9 protein-coding genes and 2 pseudogenes are annotated in these 12,397 nt (G+C 68.8%); 7 read left to right on the top strand and 4 right to left on the bottom strand.

Translation table 11 applies throughout. The annotated features are described in order from the left end of the window. Window positions 1-20: 20 nt before the first annotated feature. Together V2W30_RS04125 and V2W30_RS04120 are read left to right on the top strand one after the other, a co-directional pair. On the top strand, window positions 21-1,106 hold the full coding sequence (locus V2W30_RS04125) for an S-(hydroxymethyl)mycothiol dehydrogenase (protein ID WP_338693739.1): 1,086 nt from the start codon (window positions 21-23) through the stop codon (window positions 1,104-1,106). Continuing rightward, the gene (locus tag V2W30_RS04120) at window positions 1,106-1,738 is read left to right on the top strand and encodes an MBL fold metallo-hydrolase (protein WP_338693738.1); all 633 of its coding nucleotides are present in this window, start codon (window positions 1,106-1,108) and stop codon (window positions 1,736-1,738) included. The genes V2W30_RS04125 and V2W30_RS04120 overlap by 1 nt, the downstream gene beginning before the upstream one ends. A 125-nt stretch (window positions 1,739-1,863) precedes the next feature. On the opposite strand, the gene V2W30_RS04115 is transcribed toward V2W30_RS04120, so the two are convergent. Next, entirely contained in the window at window positions 1,864-2,268 is a 405-nt protein-coding gene (locus tag V2W30_RS04115) for a hypothetical protein (RefSeq protein WP_338692564.1), read from the bottom strand. Between the two features lie 17 nt (window positions 2,269-2,285). Further along, window positions 2,286-3,143, bottom strand: coding sequence for an IS5 family transposase (locus V2W30_RS04110; protein ID WP_338692562.1), 858 nt, complete (start codon window positions 3,141-3,143; stop codon window positions 2,286-2,288). A gap of 243 nt (window positions 3,144-3,386) precedes the next feature. Between V2W30_RS04110 and V2W30_RS04105 the strand changes: the two are divergent. Continuing rightward, window positions 3,387-4,219 (top strand): annotated as a pseudogene (locus tag V2W30_RS04105) (IS5 family transposase). 15 nt (window positions 4,220-4,234) lie between these two features. On the opposite strand, the gene V2W30_RS04100 reads toward V2W30_RS04105, so the two are convergent. Next, complete coding sequence (locus V2W30_RS04100) at window positions 4,235-5,608, bottom strand: hypothetical protein (protein ID WP_338693736.1); 1,374 nt, start codon at window positions 5,606-5,608, stop codon at window positions 4,235-4,237. A gap of 508 nt (window positions 5,609-6,116) precedes the next feature. Here V2W30_RS04100 and V2W30_RS04095 point away from each other — a divergent pair. Both V2W30_RS04095 and V2W30_RS04090 read left to right on the top strand, forming a co-directional pair. Next, window positions 6,117-6,302: a helix-turn-helix domain-containing protein gene (locus tag V2W30_RS04095; RefSeq protein ID WP_338693734.1), complete on the top strand. Its 186-nt coding sequence runs from the start codon at window positions 6,117-6,119 to the stop codon at window positions 6,300-6,302. A 288-nt stretch (window positions 6,303-6,590) separates the two neighbouring features. Continuing rightward, window positions 6,591-8,063, top strand: coding sequence for an FUSC family protein (locus V2W30_RS04090; RefSeq protein ID WP_338703471.1), 1,473 nt, complete (start codon window positions 6,591-6,593; stop codon window positions 8,061-8,063). A gap of 26 nt (window positions 8,064-8,089) precedes the next feature. On the opposite strand, the gene V2W30_RS04085 is transcribed toward V2W30_RS04090, so the two are convergent. Further along, window positions 8,090-9,247: a tyrosine-type recombinase/integrase gene (locus V2W30_RS04085; RefSeq protein WP_338693732.1), complete on the bottom strand. Its 1,158-nt coding sequence runs from the start codon at window positions 9,245-9,247 to the stop codon at window positions 8,090-8,092. A gap of 84 nt (window positions 9,248-9,331) precedes the next feature. Between V2W30_RS04085 and V2W30_RS04080 the strand changes: the two are divergent. Together V2W30_RS04080 and V2W30_RS04075 are read left to right on the top strand one after the other, a co-directional pair. Continuing rightward, window positions 9,332-10,471: pseudogene (locus V2W30_RS04080) on the top strand (FUSC family protein); the annotation flags it as partial. 620 nt (window positions 10,472-11,091) lie between these two features. Next, entirely contained in the window at window positions 11,092-12,369 is a 1,278-nt protein-coding gene (locus V2W30_RS04075) for a nitric oxide synthase oxygenase (RefSeq protein WP_338693730.1), read from the top strand. The last annotated feature ends 28 nt before the right edge of the window (window positions 12,370-12,397 follow it).

Genomic DNA, 12,397 nt, shown 5'->3' with positions numbered 1-12,397 from the left:
CAGGACCGAGAGGATCAGCCATGCCCCAGCACGTACGCGGCGTCGTCGCACATTCCAAGGGCGAACCCGTGCGCGTCGAGACGATCGTCGTGCCCGATCCCGGACCAGGAGAGGTGGTGGTCTCCGTACAGGCCTGCGGGGTCTGTCACACCGACCTGCACTACCGGCAGGGCGGCATCAACGACGACTTCCCCTTCCTCCTCGGCCACGAGGCGGCCGGAATCGTGGAGTCGGTCGGTGCGGGTGTGAGCGAGGTCGCGCCCGGCGACTTTGTCATCCTCAACTGGCGTGCTGTTTGCGGCCGGTGCCGGGCCTGCCGACGCGGACGCCCGCAGTACTGCTTCGACACCCACAACGCCAAACAGAAGATGACCCTCCTGGACGGGGCCGAACTCTCGCCCGCCCTGGGAATAGGCGCGTTTGCAGAGAAGACGCTGGTGGCGGCAGGGCAGTGCACCAAAGTGGATCCTGCGGCCTCGCCTGCCGCCGCAGGGCTGCTCGGGTGCGGTGTGATGGCCGGTATCGGCGCGGCGATCAACACCGGCGGCGTCGGCCGCGGTGACACCGTGGCGGTCATCGGCTGCGGCGGTGTCGGTGACGCGGCCGTCGCCGGCTCCCGTCTCGCGGGCGCGGCGACAATCATCGCCATCGACCTCGACGAGCGGAAACTCGCGACGGCCCGCACCCTGGGCGCTACCCACACCGTGAACGCCAAGGAGACCGATCCGGTAGAAGCAGTAAGGGAGTTGACGGGCGGTCACGGCGCTGACGTCGTCATCGAGGCCGTCGGCCGCCCAGAGACCTACCGGCAGGCGTTCTACGCCCGCGACTTGGCGGGAACCGTCGTCCTTGTCGGTGTCCCGACGCCCGAGATGAAGCTGGAACTGCCGCTCCTGGACGTCTTCGGTCGCGGCGGTGCGCTCAAGTCGAGCTGGTACGGCGACTGCCTGCCCTCCCGCGACTTCCCCATGCTTGTCGACCTCTATCTCCAGGGCCGACTGGACCTGAACGCGTTCGTGACTGAGACGATCTCGCTCGACGACATTGAAGCCGCCTTCGCCCGCATGGACCAAGGCGATGTGCTGCGCTCGGTGGTGATCCTCTGATGCCCGGCGCACGTATCGAACGCGTCGTCACATCAGGGACGTTCAGCCTGGACGGCGATACCTGGGACGTCGAGAACAACGTCTGGATCGTCGGCGACGACCACGAGGTCGTCGTCATCGACGCCGCCCACGACGCTCGCGCCATCAGGGCCACTGTGGGATCCCGGGTGGTGGCGGCCATCGTCTCTACACACGCCCACGACGACCACATCAACGCAGCTCCCAAGCTGGCCGAAGAAACCGACGCCCGGATCCTCCTGCACCTCGACGACCGGTTGCTGTGGAAACACACCCATCCCGGCCGTGATCCGAACGGCTATGTTTCCGACGATCAGCGCATCGAGGTCGCCGGGACCGAACTGCGCGTACTGCACACGCCGGGACACACCCCTGGGGCCGTCTGTCTCTACGCGCCCGCACTCGGCACTGTCTTCACGGGCGACACCCTTTTCGCCGGTGGCCCTGGGGCTACCGGACGGTCCTATTCACATTTCCCCACCATCATCCGCTCGATCCGGGACCGGCTCCTCGTCCTGCCCGCTACTACGCAGGTGCACCCAGGGCATGGGGAGAGCACCACCATTGGTGCTGAAGCCCCATATTTGGCGGATTGGATCGCCCGCGGACATTAGCGAGCTTGTGCGTGGTTGGTGTCCAGGCGTGGCGAAGGAGAGCTCTGTACACCTCGTACTGTTGCGCCAGGCCCATCCTTCGGGAGGTGCCTCTCAGTGGGTGTTCTGTGGGCTTTCGCCGGGTGTCAGTCCGGGGGCGGGGTTGGCTGCGGTAGCTGGAAGAGGCCGGGCTCGGGTTCGGTGAGGATGCCGCGGCTGACCAGGCGTTTCAGTTTGGCGCGGGTGCCTTCGACGTGCCGGGGCTCGGTGCCGGTGTCCAGGGCGAGGCAGACGTCCTTGGGGTGCAGTCCGTCCGCGGTGTTCTCGAAGAGGGCGAGGATCTGGCGGTAGGCCGAGGGCAGCGGGGCGAGGCCGCCGGGAAGGTCCGGGCCGATCTCCAGGATGGTTTCCCGGGTGATCTTCAGTCGCTCCAGAGCCTGTTCGGCGGCCGTGAGTTGGGCGGTGAGCTCGGCGATCTGGGTGCGGAGCCGGTTCGCGAGGTCACGGCCGGCGGCCTCGCGTATCTCGATCTGTTCCAGGAACTCCTGCATGCTCAACTCCCACACGATCATGCCGGTCCGGGCCGGCGGGCCGGTGGCGGGTCCCGCCAGGTGGGAGTGGTGGTGGCGGTGAGCCGGTGGGTCATGACGTCGGTCATCGACCAGCGGATCCAGGACGCCGAACTGGCGGGCAGGGTCTCGTAGTCGCGGGCCAGGCGGCGGTGCAGCATGAGGGTGCCGAAGGTCTGCTCGGCGATCCACCGTTTCGGGGCCGGGGCGAACCCCTTGGTCTGCGGATCCCGGGACACCACCTCGACGTCGATGCCCAGTGACCGGCCGTGCTCGATGACGGCGTTCTTGAACCCGGCATCGACCCAGCTCTTCACCACGCCGGGGTTGTCGGCGGCCACCTTGTCCAGCAGCGTGATCCCGATGGCGTTGTCGTGCACGCTCGCGGCGACCACGATCACCGCGATGAGCAGACCGAGCACATCGGTGGCGATGCCCCGCTTGCGGCCCCGGCTCTTCTTGCCCGGATCCAGGCCGGTCGTCTCCTTCGGGGCGTTGAGCGAGACGTGCACGGTCTGGGAGTCCATCACGACCGCGGACGGGTCCTCGCGCCGGCCTTTCGACTCGCGGACCTGCCAGCGCAGCAGGTCGTGGATGGTCTGGTCGGTGCCGTCGTCGCGCCACAGCCCGAAGTAGTAGTAGACCGCGGTGTAGGGCGGAAGGTCGTGCGGCAGATAGCGCCACTGGCAGCCGACCCGGGCCTGGTACAGGATCGCGTTGACGATCTCCCGCATCTCGTACCGGCCCTCATGGCCGCTGACCGAACGGTGCTGCCCCTTCCAGGCCGTGATGACCGGCCGGATCAACTCCCATGCCTCGTCCGACAGATCGCTCGGGTACGGCTGCCGATCAGCCACGTCTCCAGCACACCGCAGAAGCGGCCAACCGCAACCCCTCAAACCGGACAACCGGCCACGACGACTCGCAGAACACCCACTCAGATGCTCATTGGGACAAGCAGCCCCTACAAGTTGACCGAACTGGAATACCTCACGGGCGTTCGTAGAACGGCGAGGTCGGCGCATTGAGCATCTGATCCCTGGCTGCAGACGCCAGGTGCGGGCCACGCTAGGCCGTGTCGTCAATGTGATCATGGTCAGGTGACGCGTCGCCATGAACTGACGGATGCCGAGTGGGACTTCGTGCAGCCGTTGCTACCCCGGAAGTCGATGGGTCGCCCTCGGCTCGATGACCGGAGGATGCTCAACGGGATCATGTGGAAGTTCCGGGCGGGAGTGGCCTGGCGAGATGTACCCGAGCGGTACGGGTCCTGGGCCAGCCTGCACACCCGCTTCCGCCGCTGGGCGGCGGACGGCACGTTCGACCGGATGCTGAAAAACGCGCAGGCCCGAGCAGATGCTGCCGGGAACATCGACTGGCTGGTGTCGGTCGACTCCAGCATCGTCCGGGCCCACCAGCATGCCGCCGGGGCCCGAAAAGGGGGCATCGCAGCCCAGCGCTGGGCCGTTCCCGAGGCGGGTTGACCAGCAAGATTCATCTGGCCTGTGACGGCCTCGGCCGCCCACTCGCCCTGGTCGTCACTGGCGGCAACACCAACGACTGCACCCAGTTCACCGCCGTGATGGAGGCGATACGTGTGCCACGGCTCGGGCCCGGACGGCCGCGTGTCCGGGCCGATCACGTCTTGGGCGACAAAGGCTACAGCTCCAAGGCCATCCGAGCCTGGCTCCGACGGTGCGGCATCGGACACACCATCCCTGAACGCGCCGACTAGGCCCGAAACCGCCACCGACGCGGCAGCCGAGGAGGCCGCCCGCCCGCTTTCGACAAGCAGGTCTACAAGCGACGCAACGTCGTGGAACGGTGCTTCAATCGCCTGAAGCAGTGGCGCGGGATCGCCACCCGATACGACAAGACCGCCCAGTCCTACGAAGCAGCAGTCACCCTCGCCTCACTCCTGATGTGGGTGTGAAACGAAGGGCAATCCCTAAAAAGGTGGCTCCAGGGAGTACCCGTTCTCGCCAAGAGGGACGGACTTGGGCTTCGGTTCGGCAGCGCGCTGTTCCGCCACTGTGGGGTGGATGGCGATCGCCTCATCCGCGCGCCCTTGCAGGACTAGGACCTCGCACAGTTCCTCGCGTGCCTTAATCGTGCCCAGGGCCCGCAGTTCATCGGCGGCGGCGTCAAGACGGCCGGCCCGCCTGAGGAGGTCGGCCTTGACGATACGGGGATCGGTCCAGGGACGGTCAAGACCAGCCACGGTGATCGCCTCGTCGACGCGGCCGAGGCCGGCCAGGGCCCAGGCCCGCCACCAGTGCTGGAACTCCTCGTGACCGTGGTGGGGCACAACCCTTGGGTGCTCGACCAGATAGAGCAGTTCCTCGGGGCGGTCGAGAAGCGGGTGAACGAGTGGTGCCAGGAGGTTGGAGCAGTCGTACCAGCCGAAGCCGGGGTCCGCGACGACGATCGCGTCGTCCCACCGGCCTTCTGCCAGCAACATCGAGGAAAGCCATGCCCGGTACCCGACCCAGTCGTCGGCGGCGATAGCGTCTCTCATCACGCCCTCGGCCTCCTCGACCCGGCCGTCGCTGCGCAGAGCACCCGCATAGACGTCCAAGACGGTGCGCGCGTCCTGGCCGCCACCCAGTTCGCGCAACTCATCGAGCCGCCCGTGACGTGCCAGCAGTTCGGCATAGGTGATGAGGGTGTTCTGAGCGAGGAAGCGGCGCCCGGCGATGTCCTGGCCGAGGATCCGGATTGCCTCATCAGCACGGCCCGCCCGCTCCAGCACACGAGCCTGCAACTTCTGGGCGTCGGAGAAGGCGTAGTCCCGGTGTGCTTCGCCGCGGGCCTGACGTGCATGGTCTGCGAGCGGGGCGATCAGCTCCAGCACCCGCTCGTCACGGCCCTGCCCATCGGTGATATCCACTAGAACGGACAGGAGCCACGACTTGTCGAGGTGCGGGGCGAGCAGTTCGATGGCCTCGTCGATTCGCCCTGCCTTGCCGAGCACCTCAGCAAGATCACGACACTCGGTCGTGGAGGCCCGGTCGGCTTCCTCCGGGCGTACCAGATCCAAAGCCTCCTTCGTCCTGCCTGCCCGGAGCAGGATCTCGGCCTTCGCATAGAAGGCGGCCCGCCACCCCGTCACGACGAACGGCTCCATCACAGATAGCGCGCGCCCAAAGTCCCCCGCCTGGCACAACTCCTCTACCGCCCCCTCGGCACAAAACCACTCGCCACGATCCACTGCCACCTGGGCAACCAGATTCAGGCGACCGTGCGCCAACAGGAGACGCACCGTTCTCGGGGATAGACCGCGATAGTTGCTCGCCTGCCACGCAAGATCGTCCATATCCATGGTCGGAAGCGTAGAAGCACCCACCGACATGTCACCGAGGCACCGCCCGATCGGTCACCCTCGCCCCCCTCACGACGTGGGCTTGGCCTTTGACGACAACTCCTAGCGGCAGCGTGGCTTGCTTCGGGTGTCGTGCCCCGCTTCGAGGGGGGGCACGACAGGGACGTTCCAGGGACTTTTCAGGGACTTTCACGTCTGTCCCAGGGAGGTTTCAGGGACTTTCCGCCGCGTAAGCAGGGAAGGCCCTGACAGCACTGAAAGAAACGAACGCGCTGGTCAGGGCCTCTTTTCCTAGCACTCGATGATGTTCACCGCGAGCCCGCCCCGCGCCGTCTCCTTGTACTTGACGTACAAGCTCTGCTGCGAAGGAGCTGTCGTCACGATGGGCGGTTGCGTCTACTAGAAAAGTCAAGCCTCACCAAATCGCAGTTCGCCAGGGACATTCCTGCACGAGCGGCTTCGCGCTTGGGACGTCGTAGTGCGATGCGTAATGGTTGAGGGGTAGGGCATGGCCGAAGAGTTCATGGACGTCAAGGAGACGGCGGAGTACCTGAACATGTCGGTTTCCTGGGTCTACCGCGATGCGCCCGTGTTGGGGCTTGTTCCTTACAAGTTCGGGCGGGGGCGCAACGCCAAGATCCAGTTCAGGGTGTCCGAAGTGAAGGCGTGGGTTCGGCAACAGAGGCTGCACTGACCGCGGGGACTTGTTGTGTCTGGTGCCGCGCGAGCGCTCATGCCGGGGAAGTGGTCCGTTGGCACGCTCGCGGCCGACGGGCACCATCACTTCCTGGGCCAATGGCCCAGGATTTTCGGCCTGTGTTGAACCATCAGCCGCCCTAATGCTGAGATGTGCACGTCGATGGCGCTGCGGATCCCCTCGGGGATCTCCGTGGCGCCTTTCTCATGTACGCGCGGCTCAGGCCGACGGAAGGGGCGGGGCATTTTGCTGAAGAGGGCGTTCACGGCGCCGGATCCGGGACGGATGCGGCTGCGGTTCGCGAGCCGGGCCGTGCTCGGGATCGGGCTCGCCGTCGCCGTGTGCGGGGCGGTCGGGCACTCGCTGGTGGCGGCCATCACCGGTGGTCTCGCCGCGCTGCTCGCCCTGTTCACGGTGGCCGACCCGACGGTGCGCGGCCAGGCGGTGACGACCGCGCTGCTGCCGGCCGTCGGCCTCCCGGTGCTCGCCCTGGCCGCCGCGCTGCACGATGTGCCCGTGGCCCGTGACCTGGCGTTCCTCGGCACGGTCGGCGCCGGTGTGTATGCGCGCCGCTGGGGACCGCGCGGGCACTCCCTCGGCGTCTTCGCCTTTATGACCTTCTTCGCCGCCCAGTTCCTGCACACCGTGCCGGGCCAGCTGCCCGAGCTGTATGCGGCAGTGCTGCTGTCGCTGGCCTCCGCCGCAACGGTCCGCTTCGGCGCATGGTGCTACGAGCGGCGACTGCCGCCTGCCGCACCTGTCCCCGCTCCGACCGGCGGGTCGGGCCTGAAGCGGATCACTACACGGCAAGCCGTGCAGGCGACCGTGGGGGCAGGCTTCGCGCTGGCGATCGGGCAGGCGCTGTCCGATCAGCGCTGGTACTGGGCTGTGGGCGCGACGTGGTGGGTGTTCGTAGCCACCGCCTCGCGCGGGGAGACCGTGGTGCGGGGCTTCCGCCGGTTCCTGGGGACGGTGCTCGGTATCGGACTCGGTTACCTGATCGCCGTACCGCTGCACACGCAGCCCATTGCCGCCGCGGTGGTTGTCGCGGTGAGCGTCTTCGGGATCTTCTACACCGCCCACGTCTCGTACACGTGGATGATGCTCGCCGTGACCGTGATGGCCAGCATGCTCTACGGACTCCTTGGCGTTCTTGACCCGGCGCTGCTCGCGCTGCGGGTGGGGGAGACGGCGGTCGGTGCGCTCGGTGCCGTACTGGCGGTACTTCTGGTCCTGCCGGTCAGCACGCATGCGGTCACCGATGCCTGGGTCGAGCGGGCGCTGCGCTGTGTACATGCGTGCACGGCTGAGGCAGCTGCTCGGCTCGCCGGAGACGCAGACGCCGATCCGGTACCGCGCGTTGCCGAGCTCGAGGCGATCCTCGCCCGCGTACGGCTCTCGCTCGCCCCGCTCGTTCACCCGCTGGCTCCGATGAAGGCCCGTAAGTGCCGAGCTCGGCAGGTGCTCGGGCTGCTCGACGACTGCGCGCGCGAGGTGCGCGGCCTCGCGTCGGTCGCCGCCGACCCGGAAGCCTCCCACGACGCCCGACTGGCCGCTGCCTGCTGGCGGGTGGAAGCTGCCGTCGAAGCCCTCACCGATGTGCCAACCGGCAGCATTCGTCAGCAGCTGCACGAAGCGGCGCCGTCGGAGCCTGCGCACGCGGAGCCCGTACTCGCTCACCTGCACGCCTTGGAGCAGGCTCTGCTGGAACTCGCCGTCCCGCTCCGTAGGTCCCACCGGGCGCCGATGAGCGCCTGACGCGCGCAGGCTGCTCATCCTGTGGGTCAGATGCCGGCGTTGAGCAGCCGTGCGGCTCGCCCGATCGACGACGGCATCAGATGACGGTAGATGCGATACGTCACCTCGATGGATTTGTGGCCCATCCACTCCGCCACATCCGTAATCGGAATGCCCATGGCGAGGCAGTTGGAAGCGAAGAAGTGGCGCAGGCTGTACATGGTGTAGCGCGTGGTGATGCCGGCAGCGCCCAGGGTCTTCTGCCATTTGTGGCGGAAAGCGTTTCCGCTGTAGTACGGGCTGCCGCCGACGCCTGCTCCCCCTCGGCCGCCATTGGTCATCAGATATCCGAGTTGGTCCGGGGAATGTGTTTCTGCGTGCCGCATCAAGTGCGCACGCGTCTTCGCGGGCATCGGGGTCTCTCGGAATTCACCCCAGTCGCGATGCTTGAGTGGTGCAGGTATTCGTTGGCGTCCATGGATCTGGTCCGTGATGCGGTAGACGTCCGCTGCGACGAGGCCGTTGATGTTGGTGGCGTGAGCCTCACCGTTCCGCAGGCCGCAGCCCGACATCATCTCCACGACCAGGCGCAAGTCGTCGTCATGGGCGTGCTGCCGGATCAGATTGAGCTCCTCCAGCGTGGGGATCAGGATGTCCTTGCGCTGGTAGTCCGGTGGCGTTGTGTCGAGGAACGGGTCCAGCGACAGTCCACCTCGATGCCGCGCGGAGTTGATGACCAACCGCAGAACCTTGTACGCGTTCGTCTGCGCGGCGCTGCCGACGTCATCGAGCACCATGTCCCCGACGAAGTTGTCGACGGCGTTCGCCGTGAAGGTGCCGACCTTGCGCGACCCGAGACGGGGAATGATGTGCAGCGTCAGCGCTCGCTCGTAGCTCTCGACGCTGTTGTCCTTGAGACCGCGTGCTCGGTGGGCGATCCAGTTGGAGGCGAAGTCCTCCAGGGTCTGGACGCCGATCTTCTCGCCCTCCGAAGGGCCTGCCTTCTGTGATCCCTTCTTCGCCTGATACAGCTCCGTGAGGCGGGTTGTCGCCTTGTCCTGTGTGGCGTAGCCCGACTCCTCTCGCTGCTTGCCGGTCGCGTCCCTGTAGCGAATCTTGTAGGGGTGAGGGCACCGGGTCGGTGCCTTGCAAGGGCACTCCTTGAAGAACGTGCCCATGCCGCGGGCGAGGGTCTTGGTCGCCATGTACTGACTCCGTGCTCGTGCTGACCTTTTGCTGACCCCGGGGGCGTCAGTATGGCGCTGACCTGCGGCCGCGCCTAACGAGCAGCGTTCATGATGTTCTTCGCGACCCAGTTCCTGCACGCCACCCCCGACCGGCTCCCCGAGCTGTACGTGGCCGTACTCCTGTCCCTCGCCACCGCCGCGACCGTCCGGTTCGGCCTGTGGACCTACGAACGGAAACTGCCGGCACCGGTGGCCGTGGCCGCGCCGACCGGGGGCACGGGACTCGCCCGCATCACCACGCGGCAGGCCGTCCAGGCGACCGCCGGGGCGGGCTTCGCGCTCGCCGTCGGGCAGGTCCTGTCCGACCAGCGGTGGTACTGGGCGGTCGGCGCCACCTGGTGGGTGTTCGTGAACACGACCTCGCGCGGCGAGACGCTGGTGCGCGGATTCCGGCGGTTCCTCGGCACGGTGCTCGGCATCGTGCTGGGCTTCGCCGTCGCCGTACCGCTCCACCACGAACCGGTCGTGGCCGCCGTGGTCGTCGCCCTGAGCGTCTTCGGCATCTTCTACACCGCCGCCGTCTCCTACACCTGGATGATGCTCGCGGTCACCGTCATGGCGAGCATGCTCTACGGGCTGCTCGGCGTGCTCGACCCGGCGCTGCTCGCGCTGCGGGTGACCGAGACCGCCGTCGGCGCCCTCGGCGCCGCGCTCGCCGTCCTGCTCGTCCTGCCCGTGACCACGCACTCCGTGACCGACGCCTGGGTCGAGCGGGCGCTGCGCCGCGTGCACGCGTGCACCGCCGAGGCGGCGGCCCGCCTCGCCGGGGACGAGGCCGCCGACCCCGCGCCGCTCGTCGCCGAGCTGGAGCACATCCTCGGCCGCGTACGCCTCTCGCTGGCGCCCCTCGTGCATCCCCTCAGCCCGATGAAGGCCCGCAAGGGACGCGCCCTACAGGTCCTCGCGCTGCTCGACGACTGCGCCCGCGAGGTACGCGGGCTCGCCTCCGTCGCCGCCGACCCGGAGGCCTCGCACGACGCGCGACTCGCCGCCGCCTGCTGGCGCGTGGAGTCCGCCGTCGAGGCCCTCACCGCGCCCGCCCCCTACCGGCGCCGCGTCGACACCGCGCCGCAGGCCGCGGACGCCGAGCCCGTCCTGGCCCACCTGCACGCCCTGGAGCAGGCCCTCGCCGAACTCGCCGTCCCACTGCGCGGCGCACACCGCGCGAGCCTGGGCGCGTGACGCACACGCGCACATCGTCTGACGTGACCACACGCGTACGCCAGCGGACGCGACGCACAGAGCGTGCGCCAGCGGACGTGACGCACAGAGCGCGAGGCACGCGTGAAGCGGGGGACGCGACGCACGGCCCGTCGCACCCAACACGGGCCGCACAGCCCGTCACGCATGGCTTGTGGCGCACGGCCCGTCACGCATGGCTCGTGGCGCATGGCTCGTGACGTACGGCTCGTGGCGCACGGCCCGTCACGAACAGCCCGTCACGCATGGCTCGTGACGCACGGCCCGTCACGAACAGCCCGTCACGAACAGCCCGTCACGCACGGCCCGTCACGCACAGCGCGCCTGAATCGGCGCGCGTGAATCGGGGCGCGGGCAGCGAAGCTCGCGCCCCCACACAGTTCCGCACGCTCCCCGTACGGCCGTGACCGGCCGCCGACCGGTGCCGACTTGTGGTTGTCTCGCATCGGCGTGGACAGCCCGGCCCGCGATGAGGCACGTTCCCCAGGCACGTACAGGGTGGATCAGACCGCCCCAGGGGTAGACCCCGCGCCATTGGACGCCAGGGCACACGGCCGCGCGGGAGCGAGCCGGTGCCGCCGTCGAGCCGTGGGAGGTGCGCCATGCGAAGCGACCTGCGCCGGAACGGGACGCACGAGGCGGAGGGCTGGCTCGCCGCCGCCCCCGACGGGGCCGCCGCCCGGCACGACCGCTGCCCGGTGACCGCCCCTCCCGCCCGCCGCCGCGCCGAAGAGGCCGGGGAGCGGGGCCGCGCCGCCGCCGAGTTCATCACGCAGCACCATGCCGAGGAGCGGCTCGGCGACCCGGCCCGCCGGCTCGCCGAAGTAGCGGCCGAGTTCGCGGCCACCGGCACGTACACGCACACCCCGCAGGAGCTCGTCTTCGGCGCCCGCGTCGCCTGGCGCAACTCCAACCGCTGCATAGGCCGCCTCTACTGGCGCTCCCTGCACGTGCGCGACCTGCGCCACCTCACGACCGCGGAACAGATCGCCGCCGCCTGCGCCGACCATCTGCGCGAGGCCGCGCCCGGCGGCCGGGTCCGCCCCCTGATCACCGTCTTCGGCCAGGACGCGCCGGGCCGCCCGGGACCGCGCATCTGGAACGAGCAGCTCATCCGCTACGCCGGATACACCCGCCGCGACGGGCAGGTCGTCGGTGATCCGCGCGGCGCGGGCCTGACCGCGTACGCCCGGCGGCTGGGCTGGCCCGGCGGCGCCGGCACGCCCTTCGACGTGCTGCCGCTGATCGTCCAGACCGTCCCGCACGAGAAGCCGCGCTGCTTCGAGCTGCCCCCGGACGCGATCCTCGAAGTCCCCCTCCAGCACCCGGAGTTCACCTGGTGGGCCGAGCTCGGCCTGCGCTGGCACGCCGTCCCCGCCCTCGCCAACATGTGCCTGGAGATCGGCGGCGTCTGCTACGGCGCCGCCCCCTTCAACGGCTGGTACATGGGCACCGAGATCGGCGCCCGCAACCTCGCCGACACCGACCGCTACAACCTCCTGCCGCACGTCGCCCACCGGCTCGGCCTCGACACCAGCAGCGACCGCTCCCTCTGGAAGGACCGCGCCCTGATCGAACTCAACCGGTCGGTGCTGCACTCCTTCGACCTCGCGGGCGTCACCGTCACCGACCACCACACCGAGTCCCGCCGCTTCCTCACCCACCTCGACCGCGAGGAGTCCCGCGGCCGGGCCGTCGGCGCCGACTGGTCGTGGATCGTGCCACCGATCTCCGGCTCGGCGACACCGGTCTTCCACCGCACCTACGACGACGTGCAGCACACCCCCGCGTACGTGCACCACCCCGACGCCCACGCGCGGGCCCGCGGGGAGGAGCCCACGGCGGCGCGGCGCCGGACGCCCTGGCCCGATCTGGTCTAGACCCACTGCTACCGTCGGCCGCACGGGC

Origin of the sequence: Streptomyces sp. Q6 (genome assembly GCF_036967205.1) — a bacterium.
GTDB lineage: Bacteria > Actinomycetota > Actinomycetes > Streptomycetales > Streptomycetaceae > Streptomyces > Streptomyces citrinus.
This window is presented reverse-complemented; position numbering and strand designations above follow the sequence as displayed.